This is a genomic window from Roseovarius indicus, from assembly GCF_008728195.1.
Taxonomy (GTDB): domain Bacteria; phylum Pseudomonadota; class Alphaproteobacteria; order Rhodobacterales; family Rhodobacteraceae; genus Roseovarius; species Roseovarius indicus.
In genome coordinates this window covers 3,126,210-3,150,688 of the sequence record NZ_CP031598.1, presented here as the reverse complement: position 1 = coordinate 3,150,688, position 24,479 = coordinate 3,126,210, and the positions used below count along the sequence as shown (strand labels likewise).

The following is a 24,479-nucleotide window of genomic DNA, read 5'->3' as shown; positions in this document are numbered from 1 at the left end:
GGAGGGCGTCATGAACGCCAACCAGATGATCAACATGGTCGTGCGCATGGTGATGCGCCGGGTGATCCGCTCGGGCGTGGATGCGGGCGTGAATGCCTATGCGAACCGGCGGCAGGCCAAGTCGGGCCAGGGCGAGGGGCAGCCGAAGGGCAAGAGCCCGGAGACCGGCAAGACGCAAAAGCGCATGCGCCAGGGCATGCGCATGGCGAAGCGGATGGGCCGCTTCTGAAGCTGCTGGTTGTGCCGGGTCAGGCGCGGAAGTGCTTGGAGAGTTTCAGGCCCTGGCCCTGGTAGTTGGACGCGATGCCGGCGCCGTAGAGCTGGTCGGGCACCTGATCCATCTTCTCGTAGACGAGCCGGCCGACGACCTGGCCGTGTTCGAGCACGAAGGGGGCCTCGTGGCAGCGCACTTCCAAGACCCCACGTGAGCCTGTGCCGCCGGCGGCGTCATGGCCGAAGCCGGGGTCGAAGAAGCCCGCGTAATGCACCCGGAATTCGCCGACCATCGCCAGGTAGGGCGCCATCTCGGCCGCGTAGGCGGGCGGGATGTGCACGGCTTCGCGGCTGACGAGGATGTAGAAGGCGCCCGGATCGAGGATGATGCGGCCGGTGTCGCTGTGGACCTCTTCCCAGTATTCCGCCGGGTCGTAATGGCCGATCTGGTCGAGGTCGATCACGCCGGTATGGGGTTTGGCGCGGTAGCCCACCAGCGAGCCCTTGGCGGGCTTGAGGTCGACGGAGAAGCCCAGCCCGTCGGAGATCACGGCCTCGCCATCGACCAGGGGAGAGTCGGCGTGGAGTGCGGCGAGGGCCGCGTCGTCGAGCGCGGCCTGCCCGTCGCGGAAGCGGATCTGGTTGAGGCGCATTCCGGGGCGGACGAGGACGGAGAAGGAGCGGGGGCAGATCTCGGCATAGAGCGGGCCGGTGTAGCCGGCTGCGATGCGGTCGAATTCCTCGCCCTGGTCGGTGATGGTGCGGGTCAGCAGGTCGAGCCGGCCGGTCGAGGACTTGGCGTTGGCGACGGCGGTGACGTCGGAGGGCAGGTCGAGCATCTCCATCAGCGGGACGACGTAGACGCAGCCTTTTTCCAGCACGGCGCCCTTCGAGAGGTCGATGCGGTGCATTTCGAGCTCGTCGAGCCGTTCGGCCACGGTGCGGCCGGCGCCCGACAGGAAGGAGGCCCGCACGCGATAGGCGATATGCCCGAGGCGGAGATCGAGGCTGGCGGGCTGGACCTGTTCATTGAGAATGGCGGTGGGCGCCGAGATGCGCCCGTCGGCGATCATCGCCCTGAGTTGCTGGCTGGCGAGAACACCTGTCATCCTGCGGCTCCCTTGCGGCGGGGCGACCTGCGCGATGCGCGGTGCGCCTGATGTTCCGGTTCTGCGGGGAGGGTGTTCATGGTCGGGCTAGCAGGATTCGAACCTGCGACCTCCCGTCCCCCAGACGGACGCGCTACCAGCCTGCGCTATAGCCCGACGATTGGGGTTACATACTGGATTTGCGCACAGGGACAAGGGGCAATTTCGAATTTTCGGCGTCAATGCTCGTCGGACTCGTCAAGCTTCTTGCGCAGGCGTTCGATCAGCGGCTCGATCGCGTCGATGACCGGCGTTTTGAAGGGGCGCGGCACGTCGGCGAGGGCCGATAGCGGGCCTTCGGGGATGTAGTCGTAGTCGCCCGGATCTTCGGGCACATCGACGATCAGGGGGCGGCGGGGCGAGGCCTCCGGCGCGGTGGATTCGGGCGCAGCTGACTCGGGCTCGGGCGCGTCTTCGGGTTCGACCCGGGGGGCGGGCTCGGGCTCGGGTTCTGTCTCCGTCGCGGGCTCTTGCGGTGTGTCGTCTTCGGCCGCCGGCTGGTTGTCGAGCGGTTGGCGGCTCAGGAAGCCCGGCAGCTTGGGCCTGGGGCGCTCCTCGGGCTGAGGCTCAGGCTCAGGTTCGGCCTCCGGCTCAGGTTCCGCCGGCATCGTGTCTTCCGGCGGCTCGGTGTCGAAGAGCGATGCGTCCTCGGCGGGCGCGGGCGTGTCCTCCGGTTCGGGGGCGTCCTGCGGTTCGGCATCGACCTCCGCGGCCGGGGCGGGGGGCTCGTCCGGCTCGGGAGCGGGCGGCGCCTCCGGTGTCGGTTGGGGGTTGGCAGGAACCGCGTGTTTCAGGTCGAAATCGCGCGCGGTCGGCGCCGGGGCCGGCTCTTCCGCGGGCTCTGCCGGCGGCTCGGGCGTTTCTGCCGGGGCCGCCGCCTCGGGCGGCATCGGCGCGGGTTCTTCCGCCTCCGGCTGGGGCCGGAAATCGAGCACCTGCGCCGGTTCCTGCCGGGCCGGGGCGGTGTAGACGTCATCCTCTTCGCCCGCGAGCGGTTGCGACAGGGCGGCGACATGCTTGATGCCGTTCTCGCGCAGCAGTTTCTGCACGCCCTTGATGGTCATCCCGTCATCGTGCAGCAGCTTCTTGATCCCGCCGAGCAGACGCATGTCCTGCGGGCGGTAATACCGCCGCCCGCCGGCGCGCTTCACGGGTTTGACCTGGGTGAACTTGCTTTCCCAGAACCGCAGCACGTGTGCCGGTGTGTCGAGCCACTCGGCAACCTCGCTGATCGTACGAAATGCGTCTGCGGATTTGGCCATCGGCGAGGGCCTTCGTTATTTCCGGTTGCCGGCGGCGACACGGTCTTTCATGAGGTGCGACGGCCGGAACGTCAGCACGCGGCGCGGGTTGATCGGCACTTCTTCGCCGGTCTTGGGGTTGCGGCCCACCCGGGCCGATTTCTCGCGGACGGAAAAGGTGCCGAAGGAGGAAATCTTGACCTGCTCGCCGCGCACCAGCGCATCCGAGATGTGATCAAGAACGCTTTCCACCAGCGTTGCGGAGTCGTTCCTGGAAAGACCGACCTCGCGGAATACAGCCTCGCTCAAATCCATCCTCGTCAGTGTCTTGTCGCTCATCGCATCCCCTCGCTCTTTCTAGGACTTTAGGGCGGAAGGAATTTCCGAGTCAATGTCAATGACTTGGCGGAAGGAGTTTAAGCGGTGTTTCAAGCTGTCGACGGGCCGTTTACCACCGCAGGACGACGGCGCCCCAGGCCAGCCCGCCGCCGATCGCTTCGGAAACGATGAGGTCGCCGCGCTTGATTTTGCCTTGTGCCACGCCCTCTGCCATGGCCAGCGGGATCGAGGCGGCGGAGGTGTTGCCGTGCTCCTGTACCGTGACGATGACGCGGTCGAGCGGGACGCCCATCTTCTTGGCGGTGCCGGCGATGATGCGGATATTGGCCTGGTGCGGGACGATCCAGTTGATGTCGTCATGGCCCAGACCGGCGCTGGCCAGGGCGGTTTCGGCGGTCGAGGTCAGTTTCTCCACCGCCTGCCGGAAGAGCGGGTTGCCCTGCATCCGCAGCTTGCCCGAGGTGCCGGTGGTCGAGACGCCGCCATCGACATAGAGCATGTCGCGGTAGCGCCCGTCGGAGTTGAGGTCGGTGGCGAGAATGCCGCGGTCGTCGGAGGTGCCTTCGCCCTCGGCGGCGCCCAGCACAAGCGCGCCCGCGCCATCGCCGAAGAGCACGCAGGTAGAGCGGTCTTCCCAGTCCATGATCCGGCTGAAGGTCTCGGCGCCGATGATCAGCAGGCGCTTGGCCTGGCCCGAGACGATCAGCGCGTTGGCGTTGGCCAGCGCGTAGATGAAGCCCGCGCACACGGCCTGCACGTCGAAGCCGAAGCCGCGGGTCATGCCCAGCCGGCTTTGCACCATGGTGGCGACGGAGGGGAAGGTGAGGTCGGGCGTGGAGGTGGCGACCAGCACGCCGTCGATGTCATCGGCGGTCAGCCCGGCGTTTTCCAGCGCGACGGTCGCGGCCTTGACGGCCAGGTCGGAGGTGGTTTCGCCCTCGGCGGCGAAATGCCGACGCTCTATCCCCGAGCGGGTGCGAATCCATTCATCGGAGGTATCGAGGAACTCTTCGAACCAGGTGTTGGGTACGATACGTTCTGGCAGGTAGTGGCCGACGCCCTCTACAACGGCGCGTATTGTCATGCAGTGTCACCGCTGGCTTTCGAGTCTTCGGTCGCGTCATCCTGATCAAGCAGCGAGGCAGATGCAACCCGCGCGGCGAGTTTTTCGGTGAAGCCGGTCTGGGCCAGTTGAAAGGCCAGTTTCACGGCCGAGGAGACGCCCATCGCGTCGGCCGCGCCGTGGGATTTCACCACCGTGCCGCTGAGCCCGAGGAAGACGCCGCCATTGGCGCGGCGCGGGTCGATTCGCTTTTTCAGGCGCTGGAGCGAGGTGTAGGCGAGGACCGACGCGATGCGCGAGAGGGGGGTGTAGCGGAACGCGTCTTTCAGCAGGTCGGAGACCAGCTTGGCGACGCCTTCGCCGGTCTTGAGGGCGACGTTGCCGGTGAAGCCGTCGGTGACGATCACGTCGCAGATCGTGCCGGGCAGGTCGCGGCCCTCGACGAAGCCGACGAATTCGAAATCGGCGGTGCGCGCGTTGGCGGCGATCAGGTCATGCGCCTCTTTCAGCTCGGCGCGGCCCTTGTGTTCTTCGGTGCCGACGTTCAGCAGGCCCACGCGCGGGCGCTGGAGGTTGAAGCCGTTGCGGGCATAGGAGGTGCCCATCAGCGCGTATTGCATCAGGTCCTTGGCATCGGCCCGGATATCGGCGCCGCCGTCGAGCATGATGTTGAAGCCCTGCGGATTGCGCGAGGGCCAGAGCACGGCGATGGCGGGGCGGTAGATGCTGGGCAGCTTGCGCAGGCGCACCACCGACATCAGCATCAGTGCGCCGGTATTGCCGCAGGAGACGCAGACCGTCGCCTCGCCGTTGCGGACGGATTCGAGCGCCGACCACATCGAGGTCGCCTTGCCGTGGCGGATCACCTGGCTGGGCTTTTCCTCCATCGACACGACATCGGGGGCGTCGCGAATCTCGCAGCGGCCTTCGAGGTTCTTGCGCTTGGCGACAAGCGGTTCCAGCACGGCCTTCTGGCCATGCAGGATGAAGCCGATCTCGTCGTTCTTCTTGGCCGAACGCGAAATGCCGGCAACCACGGTTGCCGGCCCAAGATCACCGCCCATCGCATCGACGGAAATGATGGTGCGTCTCGGGCGTGCCCTGGTCTGATCCGAATCTGCGGTCATCAGGAGGCCCGCCCCCGCCTCATTCAGGCTGCGTCGTCGTCCAGATCGACCTCGTCCACCATCGCGACGACTTCACGGTCAGCATAGTGACCGCACGCGGCGCAGACGTGGTGCGGGCGCTTGAGTTCGCCGCAGTTGGGGCATTCGTTCGGATTCGCTGCGGTCAGCGAGTCGTGGGCGCGACGGTTGTTGCGGCGCGATTTCGATACTTTGTTCTGTTGGACAGCCATGTCGCAACCTCAATTTCTGTGGGTCCCTGGAAAGACCCGTGTGTCACGGGTTGAGGCGGCTCATAATCTGTCTCGAGCCGCCGGTTCAACCCCAAATTCCGGTGAGACGGCGAAAATACAGGGAATTGTTGCAGGAGCAAGTGGTTTTTTGGGGGTCAGTCGCCGCCATCTTCCAGCTTTTTCTTCAGGTCGGCCAGGCCGGCGAAGGGCTTGGTCTCTTCGTCCTCGATCGGGGCGGCGCCGGGGGGAATCGCGCTGTCGGTTTCCAGCTCGGCATCATCGGCGCGCGGGTAGGGCGGCAGGGCCAGCGCCAGCGCCTCGGTCATCACCGTCCAGAGGTCGATCTGCTCGCCCAGCGGGTCGATGGTTTCGTCCTCGGGCATCTCGACTTCCTCGCCCTTTTCCTCGAGCGGGGGCCACTCTTCGAGGAAGCGGCGGGCCACGTCTTCCTCGATCCGGGTGTTGACCGGTTCGAGCGTGACGACGCAGGCCTGCGTGACGGTGGCGCCCAGATGGCCATCCATCCGCCAGTCGGCCTTGCCCTCGGCCGAGAGCTCGCCGGTGAAGCGCAGTTTGCGCAGCCCGAGGATGCCCAGGTCTTCGGCAATAGCCTGAAGCTCGTCGGGGGCGGGGACGATCTCGAACGGCTGCGGCTTGCGCGGCGACAGCCCGCTGACGCGGTAAATGGCGGATTTCCGGGAATGTTCCGGCATCGGGCCTCACTCATCCTTTCTTGAACATGTAGCCTAGCTTGTTGTAAGCGGGTGTGAAAGCAATCCGGGCCAAGTGCAAGAGGGCAGATCATGATGAGTTTCCGCAACCGGTTCGCCAGCGTGCTGGCCGTGATCTGCATAATGGTCCTGGGGGCCTGCCAGGCGCAGTACCAGAACCACGGCTATGTGCCGCCGGCGCGCGACCTTGACCAGCTGGTCATCGGGGTCGACACCCGGGCCACGGTGGATGACGTGATCGGCGCACCCTCGGCCTCGGGCCTGCTGAGCGATGGCGACTATTACTATGTGCGCAGCCGGATGCGGGCCTACGGGGCGCGGGCGTCGCAGGTGGTCGACCGGCAGGTGGTGGCGATCAGCTTCAACGAGAACGACACGATCCGGAATATCGAGAGCTTCGGGCTGGAAGACGGCAATGTCGTGCCGCTGACCCGGCGCGTGACGGATTCGTCGGTGATGGGCAACGGCCTGCTGCGCCAGATCTTCGGCAACTTCGGCAATATCGACCCGACCCAACTCTTCAACTGATCGGCGCGTGCGCGTCATCGGCCTGTCACATCTTGAGTGTTTAAGCGCCCGCAACTACTTTCAGAAGTAGGTCTTCGAGGGTGGGCAGGGCGATGTTCCGCAAAGGGCGCTACAGCACGAGGGTGGCCGAGACGGAGGCCGATATCCGCGCCGCACAGCGGCTGCGCTTCGTGGCCTTCAAGCAGGGCGAGGATGTGCCCGGCATCGACGCCGACGAGTTCGACGACATCTGCACCCATATCCTTGTCGAGGAGGACGCGACCGGCAAGCTGGTCTGCTGTTTCCGGATGCTGCCGCTGACCGGTGGCTCGGAGATCGGGCGGAGCTATTCGGCGCAGTTCTACGAGCTGTCGGCGCTGAAGGAGTTCGAGGGTCCGATGGTCGAGATGGGGCGGTTCTGCATCCATCCCGACGCGCGCGATGCCGATATCCTGCGGGTGGCCTGGGGGGCGATGACGCGGTTCGTCGATGAGAACGGGGTCGAGATGCTGTTCGGCTGTTCGTCGTTCAAGGGGACGGATGCCGAGATCTATGCCGATGCCTTCGCCATGCTGAAGGATCGCCATCTTGCCCCGCGCCGGTGGCTGCCGCGGGTGAAGGCGCCGTCGGTGTTTCGCTTTGCGCAGAGCCTGCGGCTGAGGAAACCGGATGCCAAGCTGGCCATGCTGCGGATGCCGCCGTTGTTGCGGACCTACCTGCTGATGGGGGGCTGGGTCAGCGATCATGCGGTTGTCGACCGCCAGATGAACACGCTGCATGTCTTCACCGGGCTGGAGATCGCGGCGATTCCGCCGACGCGCAAGCGGCTGTTGCGGGCGACGGCGGGATAGGCGGCCTGTCTTTGGGAAAAACCTGTGAAACAGGGCGCCGCGATGCGCAGCCGCTTGACCATCCCCGGGTGCCGGGATAGCTCGCGCATATGGCCAAGGCACCGCTTCTCCAACTTTCCGACATCTCGCTGACCTTCGGGGGCGACCCGATTTTCGACAACGTCTCGCTGACCGTGCAGCAGGGCGACCGGGTTGCGCTTGTGGGGCGCAACGGGTCGGGCAAGTCGACGCTGATGAAAGTCATGGCGGGGCTGGTGGAGCCGGACAAGGGCACCCGCGCGGTGCCGCCGGGCATGTCGGTCGGCTACATGGAACAGCACCCCGATATCTCGGGCTTCGCGACGCTGGGCGACTTTGCCGCGAGCGAGCTGGAGGCGGGCGAGGAATACCGGGTCGAGATGGTGGCCGAGGGGCTGAAATTCGACCCCGGCCTGTCGCCGCAGACGGCCTCGGGCGGGGAGCGGCGGCGCGCGGCGCTGGCCAAGCTGCTGGCCGAGGGGCCGGACCTGATGCTGCTCGACGAGCCGACGAACCACTTGGATATCCAGGCGATCGGGTGGCTGGAGCAGCAGCTGAAGGACACGCGCAAGGCGTTCGTCCTGATCAGCCACGACAGGGCGTTCCTGCGTGAGCTGACGCGTGCAACCCTTTGGATCGACCGGGGAATCACCCGCCGGCAGGAGCGTGGCTTTACCGAGTTCGAAGCCTGGCGCGACAAGGTCTGGGAAGAAGAGGACGCGAGCCGCCACAAGCTGGACCAGAAGATCAAGGCCGAGGCGCGGTGGGCTGTCGAGGGCATCTCGGCCCGGCGCAAGCGCAACCAGGGCCGGGTGCGGGCGCTGCAGGATCTGCGGGCCGAGCGGTCGGCGCAGATCAAGCGGCAGGGCACCGCGGCGATGGCGCTCGAATCTGGCCCGAAATCGGGCCGCAAGGTGATCGAGGCGGACGGGATTTCAAAGGCTTACGACGGGAACGTCATCCTGAGCGATTTCAGCCTGAAGGTGCTGCGCAAGGACCGGATCGCCTTTGTCGGGCCCAATGGTGTTGGCAAGACGACGCTTCTGAACATGCTGATGAAGCGCGAGGAGCCCGATACCGGGACCGTCACCCATGGCACCAGCCTTGTGCCGGCGTTCTTCGACCAGGCGCGCGCGGGGCTTGCCCCCGACATGAGCCTTTGGGAGAACCTGACCGGCGACAAGGATATGCGCGTCTCGGGGCAGGCCGACCAGGTGCTGGTGCGGGGACAGCCCAAGCATGTTGTGGGCTACCTCAAGGAGTTCCTGTTCGACGAGCGGCAGGTGCGGGCGCCGGTGCGGTCGCTGTCGGGGGGTGAGAAGGCGCGGTTGCTGCTGGCCAAGCTGATGGCCCGGGAAAGCAACCTGCTGGTGCTCGACGAGCCGACCAACGACCTCGATATCGAATCGCTCGACCTGTTGCAGGAGCTGCTGGACGACTACGACGGCACCGTGCTTCTGGTCAGCCACGACCGGGATTTCCTTGACCGGGTGGCGACCACGACCATCGCGATGGAGGGCAACGGGCAGGCGACCGTCTATGCCGGCGGCTGGTCGGATTACCAGGCGCAGCGGGCCGAGGCGGCGCCTGCGGATGAGGGGACCAAGCCCAAGGCGAAACCCGCGCAGGCCGCCGAGCCCAAGCCCGAGAAGCCGCAGAAATCGAAGCCCAAGCTGAGCTTCACCGAGAAGCACCGGCTGGAGGAACTGCCGGGGCTGATCGAGCGGCTGGAAGGCGAGATTGCCAAGCTGGAGCAGTTGCTGTCGGACCCGGAATTGTTCACGCGCGAGCCGGAGAAGTTCAAGAAGGCGACGGATGCGCTGACCAAGCGGCAGGCGACCTTGTCGGAGGCCGAAGAGGAATGGCTGGTTCTGGCGGAGAAGGCGGAGGCCTGAGGGCGGTGGCTATTCGTTGACCGTCTTGGCGGTCTGGGCCACGTCCTTTTCGATCCATTTTTCGAGCGTCTGGTGCATCAGGTCGAGACCGCGTGTTTCGAGCGACTGGCGCAGCGCCTGGATGGCGTTGGCCATCTCGAGCTCCGACAGCCTGGATTCCTGCGCGCGCAGGATCTTGGGGTGAGGCGTGGTCAGCATGTCGGAGCCGATCAGCAGCTCTTCATGCAGCTTCTCGCCGGGGCGCAGGCCGGTGATCTCGATCTCGATATCGCCGGTGGGGTTGTTGGTGTCCCTGACGGTGAAGCCCGCGCTTTCGATCATCTTGCGCGCCAGGTCGCGCACCGGGACGGGCTTGCCCATGTCCAGCACGAAGACGTCGCCGCCGCGGGCAAAGGAGCCGGCCAGCAGCACCAGGCGCACGGCCTCGGGGATGGTCATGAAGTAGCGGGTGATGTCGGCATGGGTGAGCGTGACGGGCCCGCCGCGCGAAATCTGTTCGTGGAAGATCGGGATGACCGAGCCGGAGGAGCCCAGCACGTTGCCGAAGCGGACCATCGAGAAGCGCGTGGTCTGGCTGCGGGTGGCGAGATCCTGCACCAGCAGTTCGGCGAAACGCTTGGAGGCGCCCATGATGCTCGAGGGGCGCACGGCCTTGTCTGTCGAGACGAGGATGAAGCGTTCGACCCCGGCAGCCTTGGCGGCGTCGGCCACGACCTTGGTGCCGAAGACGTTCACGCGGATGCCTTCGAGGGCATTGGCCTCGACCAGCGGCACGTGCTTGTAGGCGGCGGCGTGCAGGACGATGTCGACGTCGTTGTCTGCGATCGCGGCTTCGATCATCGACTTGTCGCAGACCGAGCCCAGGATCGGGATGATGTTCACGTTCTGGCAGTAGCCGCGCAGTTCGCGGTCGATCTCGAACAGTGCAAGCTCGCTGTGGTCGACGAGGATGAGCGAGCTCGGGCGGCAGGTGATGAGCTGGCGGCAGATTTCGGAGCCGATCGAGCCGCCGGCGCCGGTGACCATGATGCTGCGATGCAGGTAGGTGTCGCTGACGCCCGGCAGTTCCTCTTCCATCTGGTCGCGGCCGAGCAGGTCGTTGATATCGACCGGCCGCGTGTCGGACAGGTTGCGGGCATTGTTGGCGACGAGGTCGGCGAAGGAGGGCAGGGCGTGCACCTCGCAGCCCGTCCGGGCGAGGCGGCGGCTGATGTCGGCCCGCTGGTTGCGGGTGGCGCTTGGCATGGCGAGCACGATCCGCTTGACGCCGCGGCGCTTGACCAGCCTCATCAGCTCGCTCGGGGGGTAGACGCGCAGGCCGGCGACGGTCAGGCCCTGAAGGCGGGAATCGTCGTCGACGAAGGCCACCGGCTCGACGCTGTCATCGGTCGAGAGCGCCATGGCCAGCTGCTGGCCCGTCTGCCCCGCGCCGAAGATGATCAGCGGCTTGCGCTGAGTGCCGCGCGCATAGATGCCCAGAAGGATGCGGCGCATCAGGAGGCGTGCGGCGACCGACAGGATCAGGAAGGTCATGCCGACCACGATGAAAAGCTGCGGCGTGCCGCCGGTGACCGCGTCGAAATAGGAGAGCAGGGTGCCCGTGATCATCAGGACGACGGCGACGATGGCCGATTCCATCACGCCCTGCATCTGGTAGGCGTTCAGCTTCACCTTGTGCAGGCCCTGCAACACCGTCGCGACGGCGCCCGAGCTCATCAGGGCCAGTACGAACATGGCCGAGGCGAAAGGCGTTTCCAGAAGGCTGACCGGATGCATCACGATCGCCTTGGCGAGGCCGAAGGACAGGGCGATCAGAAGCAGATCGACTGCGAGGATGATGAAGCGTTTCTGCTGACGCGAAAGGGCGATGACCAAATTATAGAACATGCCGGCGCATCTCCCGGTGTCGCTTCATCAGACCGGGCAACGGCGTGAAACTGTTGTGTAACAAAAGCCGCAATGTCCCCAAGTGTCAGAAATTCAATGTATTGCAAGTCTCGTTGCATTCACAAGACCTAAGGCCGCGAGTCGCGGAATTCCGCGCAACTTTCAGGAATTTGGCGGGTGTTGCCGCTATTTTTGGCGGCGCCGGATGAGGACGCGGCGCACGGTTTCGACGATCAATGCTGCATCGTAGCAAAACGAGCGGTGGCGGGCCCAGAGCAGGTCGAGTCGCGCCTTGGCCGGAACGCAGTGCTTGAGGTAGACGCGTTCGGTGTCGGCCGCGTCGGTGCAGGCGGCGAGAAGCTCTTCCTCCTTGCCGTGATAGGCCAGGGTGGCGAGACCGGTGACGCCGGGGCGGTTCTGCAGCACCCTGGCGTAGAGGTCGGGGCGCAGTTCGACATAGCGGCGCAGGGGCGGGCGGGGGCCGACAAAGCTCATGTCGCCCTTCAGGATGTTGTAGAGTTGGGGAAGTTCGTCGAGCCGTTTGCCGCGCAGCGCGCGCCCGGTGCGGGTGATGCGGGCCGATTTGTAGCCGCCCGAGACGCCGGTGTCGTTCCGGTCGGAGCGCATCGTGCGGAATTTCCAGAGCGTGAAGGGCTGATTGACGCCTTTCATGCGTTCGGAGGGGTAGAAGACGGGCCGGCCGTCGCGCAGCAGAATCCAGACCGCGATGATCGCGATGGGCAGGATCAGGACGACCGCGAGGATCAGCGCAAGGCCGAGATCCATCAGGCGTTTCGAGAATGTCATGCCGGGGCCTCCAGCGCGGCCCAGTCGGGGATCATGGCGTCCGCCGTGTGGCAGGCGGTGGTGCCGGGCAGGAGGGTTTCGAGGCGCGTGACGTCGAGAGAGACCTCCTGCACCGCCGTGTCGGGGGCAGGGCGCCAGGCGAGGTCGCGGCCGCGGGCGCGGACGAGGTCGTCCATGCGGACCGGGGCGGGGGCGGCCACGTTGAGCACCGGGGGCAGGGCCTCGGGCGGCAGGGCGGAGAGCGCGCGCAGCACCCTGAGCAGGTCGCCGGGGGCGATGTAGCTGCGCAGGGGGCCGCGCCCGTCGGCGAATTGGTCCATGCCCACGGGGGCCGTGCCGCGCAGGCCGGGGGCAAGGCTGTCGGCGCCCACCACGTTGGCCAGGCGCAGGCAGCAATGTGCCATGCCGTCATCGGCGGGCAGGGCGGCCACTGCCTGCTCCATCGCGCGCTTCGATCGGCCGTAATCCGCCGTCGGGCGAAGCGGTGCGTCTTCGGTCATGCCGCGCCCGGGGCCGTAGACGGCGGCCGAGGACAGGTGGATCAGCCGGCGCGCGCCGCAGGCCTGCGCCACCTGCCGGCTGGTGGCCACAAGCGCGCTATTGGCGGCGAGCGCCGTCGGATCACCGCCGGTGGCCCCCCACAGCGCGACCAGTGTTTCGCAACGTGGCAAGGCGGATAGCGGGTCGCCGGGGGCCCAGGCGATGTCGGCGCCGGGCTGGCGAGACTGGAAGGCCAAGCGGGTGTCATCCGAGCCCGCGCGCCGGGCCGCCGCGCGCAGCAACCGGCCAAGCCGGCCACCTGCGCCGGTGACCAAAATGTCGGCTGCCTGCGGGAATTGTGTCACGAAACTGCCCAACTACCAGATACGGTGAGATTTCCGTTGTCTAACATCCTTTTGTTGAGGTAGTGAACTGCCAATACCAATAAGTCGGGGGACGACGGTTTGACGCGTGTTTCAAAGACGATTCTGTTGGTTGGCATGGCCCTTTCGATCGGCGCGTGCTCTCTGCCCAGAGGGGCGGCGGTACAACGGGAAGTCGTGAACCAGGGCTCATCCGAGAACCCGACCTTCCAGGTCGTCGAGGTGACACGTGCCGCCACACCGATGATCTCGACATGGCCCTATACAGGCTATGAAGAGCATTCCACGTGGTTCCATGCCGATCGTGGCCCGGATTCGTCGGTCATCCAGACCGGTGACCGGATCGATGTCGTGGTCTGGGACAACCAGGAAAACTCGCTGATTTCCGACGGCACCAAGCAGACGCCGATTCCGCCGCTGACGGTTTCGTCTTCGGGGTCGGTCTTCCTGCCCTATGTCGGTGACGTCGTGGTGCGGGGGCTGACCGCCGATTCCGCCCGTGACCGCATTCAGCGCAAGATGGAAATGATCGTGCCCGCCGCGCAGGTGCAGGTGCAGGTCTCGCCGGGCCGCAACAACTCGGTCGATGTGGCGAGCGGGGTCGGGTCGCCGGGCCGCTTTCCGCTGGAGAACCGCAACACCCGCATTATGAGCGTTCTGGCGCTGGCCGGCGGGGTGAACTCCGCGTTGCGCCATCCGCGCGTGCGGCTGCAGCGCAACGGCCAGGTGTACGAGACGCGGGTCGAATCGATCCTTGCCGAGCCGTCGATGAACATCCGGGTGCAGGGTGGCGACCAGATCGCCATCGTGGAAGACGCCCGCAGCTTCACGGTGCTGGGCGCCTCGCGTGAACAGAAGCTCGTCTATTTCGAGAAGGAGCGCATGAACGCGCTCGATGCGCTTTCGGCGGCCGGCGGGCTGAACCCCGGGCGGGCCGATCCGCAGGGCATCCTGATTCTGCGGGAATACCATCCGCGCGACCTGACGCCGGGGCCGCGTGGGCCCGACATGCAGCAGGTGATCTTCTCGGTCGACATGACCAATGCCGATGGCCTGTTCGCCGCGCGGCAGTTCCAGATCATGCCGAACGACACGCTGATGGCGACGGAATCGCCGATCACGGCGGCGCAGACGATCATGGGCCTCTTCGGCACGGTGATCGGCGTCACGTCCTCGGTCAACAACCTGAGCAACTGAGCCGGATCGGCCTCGGGACCAGGGTGACAGGCGCGTCCTGAAGGGCGCGCCGACCAGTCAGATATTCGAGAAAATGTTGTCGATATCCTCGTCGCCGTCGAGCGGCGGGGGAGTGAGGCGCAGGCGCTTGGCCACGGTCTGCGCCTTTTCGGCGCGCTGCGCCCGGGCGTCGGGCTGGTTGTTGCGGGCCTGGGCGGCGATGCTTTTGCTGCGGGCGTCGGCAAGGGTTTCGGGCCGCTGGATGGGCCCGGTCGGGGCGATCAGCGGGCGCAGGGCGCGGTCGTAATCCGGTGCCTTCTCGTGACGGCGTGCCGCCTTGGCCGCGGGTTTGGAGGCCGGTTTGCCCTGCACGCTGACACGGCGTGGCGTCACCGTCGAGAACTTGCCCCGCTTGATGCGCGCCGCCCGGCGCCGCATGAGCAGCGCCGCGTTGCGCAGCTCGTGCCGGCGCAGGCTAGAATAGGACATCAGCACCGCGCAGACCAGGGCCAGGTCACGCCAGAACGACGAAATCGGCTGGGGCTCGAAGCTCAGGAAGCTGCCGACCGCGCTGGAGCACAGGACGAACAGCGCCAGCGTCAGCGCGGCCATCCGCAGGAAGACGCCGGACATGAAGATCATCGACAGGGAGAACAGCACGCCCGTGCCGGCAAGCTGGGCGGTCTGGGCGTCGAGCCAAGGCCGGAACAGGGCGGACTGGTCGACTCCGGTGATGAGGCCGAGGGATATCGCCATGAAGTAAGACCCGATCACGATACGGATCAGGTTCAGACCGGTATGGTCAAGCCAGCGTTCGTTCTTTATCGGCACTACCATCGTCCTGTACGCCTCGCGCAGCGAGGCCGCGAGAATTACTCGTAAGGCAAATGCACCCCACACTCGGGCACACGTCGTTCCAAGCTGACTACTTGGGACCCGAATGTGTCAAAACTTCAGCCCAAAGGCGGCAAATGCATGCGGCCTTTCGCGTGTTGTACGGGGTCTGCTCAGGCTTCGGCGTCTTCCGCCTCTTCCTCGGCGCTCTCGGCGATCCATGCGACGCTGACGACTTTTTCGCCCTTGCCGGTGTTGAACACTTTCACGCCGCCCGCCCCGCGGGAGCGGAAGGAGATGCCCTCGACCGGGACGCGGATCGACTGGCCGCGCGAGGTGGCGAGCATGATCTGGTCTTCGGTCTCGACCGGGAAGGAGGCGACCAGCGCGCCGCCGCGCATGGCCTTGTCCATCGCCCGCACGCCCATGCCGCCACGGCCCCGCACCGGGTAGTCGTGGCTGGAGCTGAGCTTGCCCGAGCCGCCCTCGGTGATCGTCAGGATCAGGTTCTCGGCCGCCTTCATCTCCTCGAAACGCTCGTCGGAGATGGTGGCGTCGGCATTGCCTTCCTCGTCGGAGCCGCCGTCATCCTCGGCCCCGGCCATCTGGCGGCGCATCTTGAGATAGGCGGCGCGTTCGTCGGCGGTGGCGTCGAAATGGCGGATCACCGACATCGAGACGATCTTGTCGCTGTTTTGCAGGCGGATGCCGCGCACGCCGGTGGAATCGCGGCCCTTGAAGATACGCACCTCGGTGGTGGGGAAGCGGATCGCGCGGCCGCTGTCGGTGAAGAGCATCACGTCGTCATCTTCCGAACAGATGCGGGCGTTCACCAGCTGTGTGCCATCTTCCGGCAGCTTCATCGCGATCTTGCCGTTCGATTTGACATTCGTGAAGTCTGACAAGGCGTTACGGCGCACATCTCCAGCGGATGTCGCGAAGAAGATCTGCAGGTTTTCCCATTCATCCTCGGGCACATCGACCGGCATGATCGCGGCGATCGAGACGCCCTGCGGAATGGGCAGGATGTTGACGATGGCCTTGCCCTTGGACGTGCGCCCGCCCAGCGGCAGGCGCCATGTCTTGAGCTTGTAGGCCATCCCGTCGGTGGTGAAGAACAGAAGTTGGGTATGGGTGTTGGCCACGAAGAGGGTGGTGACCACGTCCTCTTCCTTGGTCTGCATCCCCGACAGGCCCTTGCCGCCGCGCTTTTGCGCGCGGAAGTCGGCCAGCGCGGTGCGCTTGATGTAGCCGCCCTGGGTGACGGTGACGACCATGTCCTCGCGCTCGATCAGGTCCTCGTCTTCCATGTCGCCGGACCAGTCGACGATCTCGGTGCGGCGGGGGACGGCGAATTGCTCTTTCACCTCGGTCAGCTCGTCCGAGATGATCTGCATGATCCGCTCGCGGCTGGCGAGAATGGCGAGGTATTCCTTGATCTTGGCGGCGAGCTCCTGAAGCTCGTCTGTGACTTCGCGGACGCCAAGCTGGGTCAGGCGTTGCAGGCGCAGTTCGAGGATGGCGCGGGCCTGTGCCTCTGACAGGTTGTAGGTGCCGTCCTCGTTCGCGGTGTGGGTCGGATCGTCGATCAGCGCGATGTATTCGAGGATGTCCTGCGCCGGCCAGCGGCGGGTCATCAGCTTTTCGCGGGCTTCCGCCGCGTCGGCCGAGGCGCGGATGGTGGCGACCACCTCGTCGACATTGGAGACGGCGACGGCGAGGCCGCAGAGGATATGGCTGCGTTCGCGGGCCTTGCGCAGGTCATGGGCGGTGCGGCGTGCAACAACTTCTTCCCGGAAGGCTATGAAAGCGCTGAGAAATCCGTGCAGGGTCAGCTGCTCGGGCTTGCCGCCGTTGAGCGCCAGCATGTTGCAGCCGAAGGAGGTTTGCATCGGCGTGAAGCGGAAGAGCTGGTTGAGCACCACCTCGGGCGTCGCGTCGCGTTTCAGTTCGATCACCACGCGCACCCCGGTGCGGTCGCTCTCGTCCTGGACGTGGGCGATGCCCTCGATCCGCTTCTCGCGGGCGGTTTCGGCGATCTTCTCGATCATCGCCGCCTTGTTCACCTGGTAGGGGATCTCGTCGATGACGATGGCGTAGCGGTCTTTCCGCAGTTCCTCGACCCGGGTTTTCGAGCGGATGATGACGCTGCCGCGCCCTTCGAGATAGGCCTTGCGCGCGCCCGAACGGCCCAGCATCAGGCCGCCGGTGGGGAAATCGGGGCCGGGCACGTATTCGTTGAGCTGCGCGCTGTCGAGATCGGGGTTCTCGATCAGGGCCAGCGTGGCATCGACGATCTCACCAAGGTTATGCGGCGGGATGTTGGTGGCCATGCCGACGGCGATGCCGCCGGCGCCGTTGACCAGCATGTTGGGGAAGCGCGCGGGCAGGACGGAAGGCTCGCGGTCCTTGCCGTCGTAATTGTCCTGGAAGTCGACCGTGTCCTTCTCGATATCGGCGAGAAGCGACTGCGCCGGCTTGTCCATGCGCACCTCGGTGTAGCGCATGGCGGCCGGGTTGTCGCCATCCATCGAGCCGAAATTGCCCTGGCCGTCGAGCAGGGGCAGGGACATCGAGAAGTCCTGCGCCATCCGCACGAGCGCGTCGTAGATCGCGCTGTCGCCGTGGGGGTGGTACTTACCCATGACGTCGCCGACGGGGCGGGCCGACTTGCGATAGGGCTTGTCGTGGGTGTTTCCGGTTTCGTGCATCGCGTAAAGAATGCGCCGGTGCACAGGTTTTAGGCCGTCGCGCAGATCGGGGATCGCGCGGCTGACGATCACGCTCATGGCGTAGTCGAGATAGGAGGTCTTCATCTCTTCCGAGATCGAGACCGTCGGCCCGTCATAGGCCGGGCGTTCGGGCCCGGAACCACCGTTTGGCATTTCGTCTTCGTTTTCAGGTGTTTCCGGCGTATCGTTCACGTTGCTGCCCGCTCTGTCCTGCTGTCTTAATATCTCGTTGGTCAGGGTATATCAGAGCCCTCGCACGGGGCGCAATGCCCCATGCCCGGCCCGTGTCGCCGGTGCATTGGCAGCCATCGGACGGGGCTGCTAACATACTGTTTTTGTTGAAAAGTAAAATTTCCGCGGCATCCTTATTGGAACGATAGTCAAAAAATTCGAGGTTCCAACAGGAGTAGCGCCAAAATGACCGAAACGGAGATGATGCTCAAAGGGTATGGCCTGACCACGGCGGAGTTCTATTACCACATCCCCGACTATGCCCATGTTCTCAACACCTTCATCTGGCAGGAATACGATCTTGCACCCGACCATCCGCGGTTGTTCGAGTTCGTGGAGTTCTGGCAGAAGGAAATCGAGGGGCCGCTGCATTCGGTCCAGTTCACCCATCGCAAGCTGATCGCGCCCGGCGAGTGGCGGCAGGTGACGGGGGAGTTCACCCTTCATTAACATCCGTTAACGAAACATGAAAAACCCCGGGCTTTTGGGGCCCGGGGCTGTCTGACGGCCGTGCAAGCGGCGATCAGGGAATGATGCGGGTGTATTTCATGCCTTCGAGCGAGGCGCCCACCAGTGCGCCCGCCTGGCCGAAGACGACCGCCACGACGGGCGCCGTCGTCGTCACCGTGTCGGCGCGCAGGTTGCCGCCCTGGTCGTTGAAGACATATTCCACGTCGGCCCCCGCGACCCAGCCGGTGGCCCGGCGGAAGCGGCTGAGCGCGTCTTCGGTCATGAAGAACAGCACATGGGCGAATTGCTGGGCGCCGATCTGAAGGCCGACGCTGCCCTTGGTGGCCGAGTAGTAATCGACCGTCACGCCGCCCACGCGGAGCGCGCCGCGGCCGTAGCCGCCGCCGACGATCAGCCCGCCTTCGGTCACGAGCGGCATGACCAGCACGCCGGTCGACTTGTCGGCGATCTCGCGCGTGGCGGGGTAGCGGGAATAGAGATAATCGAGTGTCGCGTCGGAGCGGGCGTCGATCTGCTGACCCCTGTTGCTGCCGATGCCGTTGCCGCATGCGGCGACGACCGGGGTGGTGGCCAGCATGCCGAGCGTGAAGCTGCGTCTGGAAATAATGCTCATGTGATTTGCCTGTGACTGCCTGTGTTCCGCGTCGGCATGTACCTGCCGATCTGGGGCGGAGTATAGAGACGACCGGCGGAAGTGTCACCCGCAAAGCGCCTTTTCGGCGGGATACCGCAACCGTGCGCGCCGCGCGGCCGGGCCCAGCGATTCGGGCGCACTATTCCACAGACAGGTTAAGGCTTTGCTTCCCGCCCTTCATCTTGCCCGAAATACTCCCGCCGGAGGCATCCGACGGCGAAACCGGGCGCGCCGGGTCTTCAGGCAAGGGCCCGCGCCATGGCCGGTGCGAAATAGGTCAGGATCCCGTCGCAGCCCGCGCGTTTGAAGGCCATCAGGCTTTCGACCATCGCCCGGTCGCCGTCGATCCAGCCGTTTTGCGCGGCGGCCATGATCATCGCGTATTCCCCCGACACCTGGTAGGCGAAGGTGGGCGTGCCGAACTCGTCCTTCACGCGGCGGCAGATGTCGAGATAGGGCATGCCGGGTTTGACTATCACCATGTCGGCCCCTTCGGCCAGGTCGCGGGCGACACAGCGCAGCGCCTCGTCGGTGTTGGCGGCATCCATCTGGTAGGTCTTCTTGTCGCCCTTGAGGGCCCCGCTGGCGCCCACCGCGTCGCGGAAGGGCCCGTAGAAGGCCGAGGCGTACTTGGCGGCGTAGGAGAGCAGCATGGTGTTGCGGTAGCCCGCGGCTTCCAGTGCGGTGCGGATCGCGCCGATGCGGCCATCCATCATGTCGGAGGGGCCGATGATGTCGACCCCGGCCTCGGCCTGGGACATGGCCTGTCGGACCAGCGCCTCGACGGTCTCGTCGTTGACGATCTCGCCATCGACGACAAAGCCGTCATGGCCGGTGTCGGAATAGGGGTCGAGCGCCACGTCGGTCATGATGGCGATCTCCGGCACTGCGGCCTTGATGGCGCGGGTGGCGCGGTTCGAGAGGTTCTCGGGGTTCCAGGCCTCGGCACAGTCGGAGGTGCGGTTGGCGGCCTCGGTATAGGGAAAGAGGCAGATGGCGGGAATGCCCAGGTCGGCCGCCTCGCGCGCCGCCTCGACCACGCGGTCGACGCTGCGCCGCACCACGCCGGGCATCGACGGCACCGGCTCCTCGATGCCCTCTCCCTCGCGCACGAAGACCGGCCAGATCAGGTCGCCCGCCGTCAGGGTGTTTTCCGCCACCAGCGCCCGGATCGCGGGCGATTGGCGGGTGCGGCGCAGGCGGGTCGCGGGGAAGGGGGCTTGCGTGGGGCGCATCGGTCATTTTCCTTGTCGTTTGTCTTCAAGTCACTGGCATGGAAAATTGGTTATCTCAAGGGTAGGAATTGCCGCGTGGCGGCGCTATGAGGGGTGAACATTCGGCCCCGGCCGGGCAAGAAAAGTTACAGGCTCAATCTCGTGGACTGGTACGAAAGCGTCTTCGAACTTATCGACATGCGCAGTTTCAGCAACCTCTGGTTCTGGATCATTCTGGCTGTCATGTGGTCTTCGACCAGCCACTGGGTGCTTGGCGTGCCGTGGGACATGGTGATGCGCGCCCGCAAGGGCGACAGCGAGGAACGGGTGCACGATCTCGAGGCGATGGTGCGGATCAACACCAACCGCATCCTGCTGATCGCCGAGGAGTCGGGCCTGTTGCTGGCCGCGAGCTCGTGCTTCCTGCTGACGATGCTGGCCCTTCTGGGCTTCGTCTATGGCAACGAGTTCTCGCAGGCGGTCTTTCTGCTGGCCTTTCCGATGAGCATCATCGGGCTTCTGTCGATCGCCACGTCGCACGCCATCCGGCGCGACGGGCTGCAGGGCGAGCCGCTGTTCCGGATGATGCACAAGCACAGGGTGCTGACGCAGGTGGTGGGGGTGATCTCGATCTTCATCACCGCCATGTGGGGCATGCTGCAGAACATGACGATCGGGGCGCTCGGCTAGGGCCCGGGGCCCGGCCAGGCGGTGAGATATGAGTGAAGCGAAGCACATAGTCGTGGGCGGCGCGCCCGAGGGGTTTGACGCGCGTCTGGTTCTGAAAGAGGCCGAGCGCGATGGCGGCCCCGTCATTCACGTGGCGCGCGACGACAAGCGGCTGGCGCAGATGGCCGAGGCGCTGGCCTTCTTTGCGCCGGGGATGCCGGTGCTGCGCTTTCCGGGGTGGGATTGCCTGCCCTATGACCGGATTTCGCCCAATGCCGACATCTCCGCCGCCCGGATGGCGACGCTGGCGGGGCTGGTGCATGGCGCGCCCAAGCAGTTCGTCTTGTTGACCACGTTGAACGCGGCAACGCAGCGTGTGCCGCCGCGTGACGTTCTGAAGGAGGCCGCGTTCACGGCCGAGGTCGATCAGCGGATCGACGAGGACGCGCTGAAAGCGTTCCTGGTGCGGATGGGCTTCGTGCAGAGCCCGACGGTGACCGAGCCCGGTGATTATGCCGTGCGCGGCGGGATCATCGACATCTTCCCGCCGGGCGAGGGCGGGCCGGTGCGGCTCGATCTCTTCGGCGATGTGCTGGATGGCGTAAGGGGGTTCGACCCGGGCAGCCAGCGGACGACGGAGAAGCTGTCGCGGGTGGAGCTGGCGCCGGTGAGCGAGGTGATCCTCGACGAGGCGTCGATCACGCGGTTCCGGCAGAATTACCGGATCGAGTTCGGTGCGGCCGGTACGGACGACCCGCTTTACGAGGCGGTGAGCGCGGGGCGGAAGCACGCCGGGATCGAGCATTGGCTGCCGTTCTTCCATGAGAAGCTGGAGACTTTGTTCGACTACCTGCCCGGTGCGCCGGTGACGCTCGACGATCAGGTCGAGGCGGCGCGCCTGTCGCGGTGGGACACGGTGCAGGACCAGTACGAGGCGCGGCGGCATGCGCTGGAGCAGAAGCAGCGGGCCGAGACGATCTACAAGCCGGTGCCGCCCGGGCAGCTCTATCTCGACGATGACGCGTGGAATGCGGCCGTGGCCGACCGGCGGCGGCTGGCGTTTTCGCCGCTGGCGAAGAGCCCGGGGCCCAATATCATCGACGCGGGCGGGCGGATCGGGCGGAATTTCTCGCCCGAGCGGCAGCAGGAAAGCATCAGCCTTTTCGGGGCGTTGAAGGACCATATTGAAGCGAAGATGGCCGACGGGCCGGTGCTTCTGGCGAGCTATTCCGAAGGGGCGCGGGAGCGGCTCGAGGGTTTGCTGGAAGACGAGGGGCTGATCGGGGCCGTCACGGTGCGTGACGTCGGCGGCGTGGGCAAGCGCGGGCTGCACCTGGCGGTCTGGGGGCTGGAGCACGGGTTCGAGTCGCCCGGCCTGACGGTGATTGCCGAGCAGGATGTGCTGGGCGACCGGCTGATCCGGTCGCCGCGCAAACGGCGGCGGGCGGAGAATTTCCTGACCGAGGCGCAATCGCTTAGCCCCGGCGACCTGGTGGTGCATGTGGATCACGGGATCGGGCGGTATCACGGGTTGGAGGTGATCACGGCGGCGGGGGCGGCGCATGAATGCCTGAGCCTCGAATATGCCGAGGGCGCAAGGCTTTACCTGCCGGTCGAGAATATCGAGTTGCTGAGTCGGTACGGGCACGAGGAGGGGCTGCTCGACCGGCTGGGCGGGGGTGCGTGGCAGGCGAAGAAGGCCAAGCTGAAAGAGCGCATCCGCGAGATGGCGGACCGGCTGATCCGGATTGCCGCCGAGCGGGCGCTGCGCAAGGGCGCGGTGATGGAGCCGGAGCACCACGCGTGGGAGGCGTTTTCCGCCCGGTTCCCGTACCAGGAGACGGACGACCAGCTGCGGGCCATCGAGGATGTGGTGAACGACCTGAGCTCGGGCACGCCGATGGACCGGCTGATCTGTGGCGATGTGGGGTTCGGCAAGACGGAAGTGGCTATGCGGGCGGCCTTCGTGGCGGCGTTGCAGGGCTACCAGGTGGCGGTGATCGCGCCGACGACGCTGCTGGCACGGCAGCATTACCAGAGCTTTGCCGAGCGGTTCCGGGGCTTTCCTATTTCCGTACGGCCGCTGTCGCGCTTCGTGTCGACGACCGAGGCCGCGAAGACGCGTGAGGCACTGTCGCGGGGGCAGGTGGATATCGTGGTGGGCACCCATGCGCTTCTGGCGAAGAGCGTGCGGTTTGCCAATCTGGGCCTTCTGGTGATCGACGAGGAGCAGCGGTTCGGGGTGGCGCACAAGGAGCGGCTGAAGCAGCTGCGCAGTGACGTGCACGTGCTGACCCTGACCGCCACGCCCATTCCGCGGACACTTCAACTTTCGCTCTCAGGTGTCCGGGATCTCAGCATAATCGGCACGCCGCCGGTCGACCGGCTGTCGATCCGGACCTATGTGAGCGAGTTCGATACGGTGACCATTCGCGAGGCGCTCTTGCGTGAGCATTACCGGGGCGGGCAGAGCTTCTTCGTGGTGCCGCGGATCAAGGACCTGGCGGAGATCGAGCAGTTCCTCGAAGAACAGGTGCCGGAGGTGTCTTACGTTGTCGCGCACGGGCAGATGGCGGCGGGGGAGCTCGATAACCGCATGAACGCCTTCTATGACGGGAAGTTCGATGTTCTGCTGGCCACGACGATCGTGGAGTCGGGGCTGGATATTCCGACGGCGAACACGATGGTGGTGCACCGGGCGGATATGTTCGGGCTGTCGCAGCTCTACCAGATCCGGGGGCGTGTGGGGCGGTCGAAGGTGCGGGCCTATGCGTATCTGACCACCAAGCCGCGCGTGCCGTTGACGCCGGCGGCGGAGAAGCGGCTGCGGGTGCTGGGGAGCCTGGATACGCTGGGGGCGGGGTTCACGCTGGCGAGCCAGGATCTGGATATTCGCGGGGCGGGGAACCTGCTTGGTGAAGAGCAGTCGGGGCAAATGCGCGACGTGGGGTACGAGTTGTACCAGTCGATGCTGGAAGAGGCGATTGCCAAGATCAAGGCGGGCGAGCTGGAAGGCTTGACCGAGACGGACGAGCAATGGGCGCCGCAGATCAACCTTGGTGTGCCGGTTCTGATCCCCGAGGATTACGTGCCGGACCTCGATGTCCGGCTGGGATTGTATCGTCGGCTCAGTGGGTTGCACACCAAAGTTGAACTTGAGGGATTTGCCGCCGAACTGATCGACCGGTTCGGGAAGTTGCCGAAGGAGGTCAACACGCTGCTGCTGATCGTGCGGATCAAGGCGATGTGCAAACGGGCGGGGATTGCCAAGCTGGACGGCGGCCCGAAGGGGGCGACGATCCAGTTCCACAACGACAAGTTCGCGTCGCCGGAAGGCCTTGTGCAGTTCATGCAGGACCAGCGCGGGATGGCCAAGGTCAAGGACAACAAGATCGTCGTGCGGCGGGACTGGAAGAAGGAAAGCGACAAGATCAAGGGGGCGTTCGCCATTGCCCGGGATCTGGCCGAGAAGGTTGTCGAGAAGAAGAAATCGGGGGCGAAATCCTGAGCGGTCCGGTTTCCGGGGCGAATCGGGGTTAATGGGCTGATTTTATTCGGTTTTGGTGGGTCGGTATAACGTCGGTATTTCGTCGGTATC

At 65.6% G+C, this 24,479-nt stretch carries 22 protein-coding genes and 1 tRNA gene; 8 read left to right on the top strand and 15 right to left on the bottom strand.

The window, feature by feature from the left end:
* Positions 1-10: 10 nt before the first annotated feature.
* The gene (locus tag RIdsm_RS15035; RefSeq protein ID WP_057815993.1) at positions 11-229 is read left to right on the top strand and encodes a hypothetical protein; all 219 of its coding nucleotides are present in this window, start codon (positions 11-13) and stop codon (positions 227-229) included.
* A 19-nt stretch (positions 230-248) separates the two neighbouring features.
* Here the strand turns inward: RIdsm_RS15035 and RIdsm_RS15030 are convergent, their stop codons facing one another.
* From RIdsm_RS15030 to RIdsm_RS14995, 8 genes are all read right to left on the bottom strand, one after another.
* Complete coding sequence (locus RIdsm_RS15030; protein ID WP_057815996.1) at positions 249-1,322, bottom strand: 2'-deoxycytidine 5'-triphosphate deaminase; 1,074 nt, start codon at positions 1,320-1,322, stop codon at positions 249-251.
* A gap of 79 nt (positions 1,323-1,401) precedes the next feature.
* A tRNA-Pro gene (locus tag RIdsm_RS15025) sits at positions 1,402-1,478 on the bottom strand.
* A 62-nt stretch (positions 1,479-1,540) separates the two neighbouring features.
* A complete protein-coding gene (locus RIdsm_RS30520) occupies positions 1,541-2,623 on the bottom strand; it encodes a MerR family transcriptional regulator (protein ID WP_082647377.1) in 1,083 nt (360 codons plus the stop codon).
* A gap of 15 nt (positions 2,624-2,638) precedes the next feature.
* Positions 2,639-2,941: an integration host factor subunit alpha gene (gene ihfA / locus RIdsm_RS15015; RefSeq protein WP_057815998.1), complete on the bottom strand. Its 303-nt coding sequence runs from the start codon at positions 2,939-2,941 to the stop codon at positions 2,639-2,641.
* A gap of 109 nt (positions 2,942-3,050) precedes the next feature.
* Entirely contained in the window at positions 3,051-4,025 is a 975-nt protein-coding gene (locus tag RIdsm_RS15010; protein WP_057816000.1) for a beta-ketoacyl-ACP synthase III, read from the bottom strand.
* Positions 4,022-5,131, bottom strand: a complete 1,110-nt coding sequence (plsX, locus tag RIdsm_RS15005; protein WP_057816002.1) for a phosphate acyltransferase PlsX — start codon at positions 5,129-5,131, stop codon at positions 4,022-4,024. The genes RIdsm_RS15010 and plsX overlap by 4 nt, the downstream gene beginning before the upstream one ends.
* A 23-nt stretch (positions 5,132-5,154) precedes the next feature.
* Complete coding sequence (gene rpmF, locus RIdsm_RS15000) at positions 5,155-5,361, bottom strand: 50S ribosomal protein L32 (protein WP_057816004.1); 207 nt, start codon at positions 5,359-5,361, stop codon at positions 5,155-5,157.
* Positions 5,362-5,516: 155 nt separating this feature from the next.
* Positions 5,517-6,074 carry a YceD family protein gene (locus RIdsm_RS14995; RefSeq protein WP_057816007.1) on the bottom strand — a complete coding sequence of 186 codons (558 nt, stop codon included), beginning with the start codon at positions 6,072-6,074 and terminating at the stop codon, positions 5,517-5,519.
* 90 nt (positions 6,075-6,164) lie between these two features.
* On the opposite strand from RIdsm_RS14995, the gene RIdsm_RS14990 reads away from it, so the two are divergent.
* From RIdsm_RS14990 to RIdsm_RS14980, 3 genes are all read left to right on the top strand, one after another.
* Positions 6,165-6,620 (top strand): outer membrane protein assembly factor BamE, encoded by a 456-nt coding sequence (locus tag RIdsm_RS14990; protein WP_057816009.1) that lies wholly within the window; start codon positions 6,165-6,167, stop codon positions 6,618-6,620.
* Positions 6,621-6,712: 92 nt separating this feature from the next.
* A complete protein-coding gene (locus tag RIdsm_RS14985; RefSeq protein ID WP_057816012.1) occupies positions 6,713-7,450 on the top strand; it encodes a GNAT family N-acetyltransferase in 738 nt (245 codons plus the stop codon).
* Between the two features lie 89 nt (positions 7,451-7,539).
* A complete protein-coding gene (locus RIdsm_RS14980) occupies positions 7,540-9,363 on the top strand; it encodes an ABC-F family ATP-binding cassette domain-containing protein (RefSeq protein ID WP_057816015.1) in 1,824 nt (607 codons plus the stop codon).
* A 9-nt stretch (positions 9,364-9,372) separates the two neighbouring features.
* Here RIdsm_RS14980 and RIdsm_RS14975 read toward each other — a convergent pair whose 3' ends face one another.
* The 3 genes from RIdsm_RS14975 to RIdsm_RS14965 form a co-directional block, all read right to left on the bottom strand.
* Entirely contained in the window at positions 9,373-11,250 is a 1,878-nt protein-coding gene (locus RIdsm_RS14975; RefSeq protein WP_057816016.1) for a polysaccharide biosynthesis protein, read from the bottom strand.
* Between the two features lie 186 nt (positions 11,251-11,436).
* Positions 11,437-12,057 (bottom strand): sugar transferase, encoded by a 621-nt coding sequence (locus RIdsm_RS14970; protein WP_057816018.1) that lies wholly within the window; start codon positions 12,055-12,057, stop codon positions 11,437-11,439.
* Positions 12,054-12,902 carry an NAD-dependent epimerase/dehydratase family protein gene (locus RIdsm_RS14965; protein WP_057816203.1) on the bottom strand — a complete coding sequence of 283 codons (849 nt, stop codon included), beginning with the start codon at positions 12,900-12,902 and terminating at the stop codon, positions 12,054-12,056. Before RIdsm_RS14965 ends, RIdsm_RS14970 begins: the two co-directional genes overlap by 4 nt.
* A gap of 135 nt (positions 12,903-13,037) precedes the next feature.
* Between RIdsm_RS14965 and RIdsm_RS14960 the strand changes: the two genes are divergently transcribed.
* A complete protein-coding gene (locus tag RIdsm_RS14960) occupies positions 13,038-14,117 on the top strand; it encodes a polysaccharide biosynthesis/export family protein (protein WP_057816020.1) in 1,080 nt (359 codons plus the stop codon).
* Between the two features lie 57 nt (positions 14,118-14,174).
* Here the strand turns inward: RIdsm_RS14960 and RIdsm_RS14955 are convergent, their stop codons facing one another.
* Both RIdsm_RS14955 and gyrA read right to left on the bottom strand, forming a co-directional pair.
* The gene (locus RIdsm_RS14955; protein WP_057816021.1) at positions 14,175-14,927 is read right to left on the bottom strand and encodes a hypothetical protein; all 753 of its coding nucleotides are present in this window, start codon (positions 14,925-14,927) and stop codon (positions 14,175-14,177) included.
* Between the two features lie 176 nt (positions 14,928-15,103).
* Positions 15,104-17,815, bottom strand: a complete 2,712-nt coding sequence (gene gyrA, locus RIdsm_RS14950) for a DNA gyrase subunit A (RefSeq protein ID WP_057816023.1) — start codon at positions 17,813-17,815, stop codon at positions 15,104-15,106.
* 264 nt (positions 17,816-18,079) lie between these two features.
* Between gyrA and RIdsm_RS14945 the strand changes: the two genes are divergently transcribed.
* Entirely contained in the window at positions 18,080-18,343 is a 264-nt protein-coding gene (locus tag RIdsm_RS14945; protein WP_057816025.1) for an usg protein, read from the top strand.
* Positions 18,344-18,416: 73 nt separating this feature from the next.
* Here the strand turns inward: RIdsm_RS14945 and RIdsm_RS14940 are convergent, their stop codons facing one another.
* Both RIdsm_RS14940 and hemB read right to left on the bottom strand, forming a co-directional pair.
* Positions 18,417-18,977, bottom strand: coding sequence for a lipid-binding SYLF domain-containing protein (locus RIdsm_RS14940; protein WP_057816027.1), 561 nt, complete (start codon positions 18,975-18,977; stop codon positions 18,417-18,419).
* Positions 18,978-19,237: 260 nt separating this feature from the next.
* A complete protein-coding gene (gene hemB, locus RIdsm_RS14935; protein WP_057816029.1) occupies positions 19,238-20,233 on the bottom strand; it encodes a porphobilinogen synthase in 996 nt (331 codons plus the stop codon).
* A 141-nt stretch (positions 20,234-20,374) separates the two neighbouring features.
* On the opposite strand from hemB, the gene RIdsm_RS14930 reads away from it, so the two are divergent.
* Entirely contained in the window at positions 20,375-20,902 is a 528-nt protein-coding gene (locus RIdsm_RS14930) for a hypothetical protein (RefSeq protein WP_057816204.1), read from the top strand.
* A 28-nt stretch (positions 20,903-20,930) separates the two neighbouring features.
* Entirely contained in the window at positions 20,931-24,389 is a 3,459-nt protein-coding gene (gene mfd, locus RIdsm_RS14925; protein ID WP_057816031.1) for a transcription-repair coupling factor, read from the top strand.
* Positions 24,390-24,479: the final 90 nt, after the last annotated feature.

What these genes read in the sequence shown, in the direction of transcription:
- RIdsm_RS14995 (WP_057816007.1), bottom strand. Translation starts at nt 6,074, where the DNA reads ATGCCGGAACATTCCCGGAAATCCGCCATTTACCGCGTCAGCGGGCTG.
- mfd (WP_057816031.1), top strand. Translation starts at nt 20,931, where the DNA reads ATGAGTGAAGCGAAGCACATAGTCGTGGGCGGCGCGCCCGAGGGGTTT.
- RIdsm_RS15030 (WP_057815996.1), bottom strand. Translation starts at nt 1,322, where the DNA reads ATGACAGGTGTTCTCGCCAGCCAGCAACTCAGGGCGATGATCGCCGAC.
- RIdsm_RS14990 (WP_057816009.1), top strand. Translation starts at nt 6,165, where the DNA reads ATGATGAGTTTCCGCAACCGGTTCGCCAGCGTGCTGGCCGTGATCTGC.
- hemB (WP_057816029.1), bottom strand. Translation starts at nt 20,233, where the DNA reads ATGCGCCCCACGCAAGCCCCCTTCCCCGCGACCCGCCTGCGCCGCACC.
- RIdsm_RS30520 (WP_082647377.1), bottom strand. Translation starts at nt 2,623, where the DNA reads ATGGCCAAATCCGCAGACGCATTTCGTACGATCAGCGAGGTTGCCGAG.
- ihfA (WP_057815998.1), bottom strand. Translation starts at nt 2,941, where the DNA reads ATGAGCGACAAGACACTGACGAGGATGGATTTGAGCGAGGCTGTATTC.
- RIdsm_RS15035 (WP_057815993.1), top strand. Translation starts at nt 11, where the DNA reads ATGAACGCCAACCAGATGATCAACATGGTCGTGCGCATGGTGATGCGC.
- RIdsm_RS14945 (WP_057816025.1), top strand. Translation starts at nt 18,080, where the DNA reads ATGACCGAAACGGAGATGATGCTCAAAGGGTATGGCCTGACCACGGCG.
- RIdsm_RS15010 (WP_057816000.1), bottom strand. Translation starts at nt 4,025, where the DNA reads ATGACAATACGCGCCGTTGTAGAGGGCGTCGGCCACTACCTGCCAGAA.
- RIdsm_RS14940 (WP_057816027.1), bottom strand. Translation starts at nt 18,977, where the DNA reads ATGAGCATTATTTCCAGACGCAGCTTCACGCTCGGCATGCTGGCCACC.
- RIdsm_RS14970 (WP_057816018.1), bottom strand. Translation starts at nt 12,057, where the DNA reads ATGACATTCTCGAAACGCCTGATGGATCTCGGCCTTGCGCTGATCCTC.
- RIdsm_RS14975 (WP_057816016.1), bottom strand. Translation starts at nt 11,250, where the DNA reads ATGTTCTATAATTTGGTCATCGCCCTTTCGCGTCAGCAGAAACGCTTC.
- RIdsm_RS14980 (WP_057816015.1), top strand. Translation starts at nt 7,540, where the DNA reads ATGGCCAAGGCACCGCTTCTCCAACTTTCCGACATCTCGCTGACCTTC.
- rpmF (WP_057816004.1), bottom strand. Translation starts at nt 5,361, where the DNA reads ATGGCTGTCCAACAGAACAAAGTATCGAAATCGCGCCGCAACAACCGT.
- plsX (WP_057816002.1), bottom strand. Translation starts at nt 5,131, where the DNA reads ATGACCGCAGATTCGGATCAGACCAGGGCACGCCCGAGACGCACCATC.
- RIdsm_RS14960 (WP_057816020.1), top strand. Translation starts at nt 13,038, where the DNA reads ATGGCCCTTTCGATCGGCGCGTGCTCTCTGCCCAGAGGGGCGGCGGTA.
- RIdsm_RS14985 (WP_057816012.1), top strand. Translation starts at nt 6,713, where the DNA reads ATGTTCCGCAAAGGGCGCTACAGCACGAGGGTGGCCGAGACGGAGGCC.
- gyrA (WP_057816023.1), bottom strand. Translation starts at nt 17,815, where the DNA reads ATGCCAAACGGTGGTTCCGGGCCCGAACGCCCGGCCTATGACGGGCCG.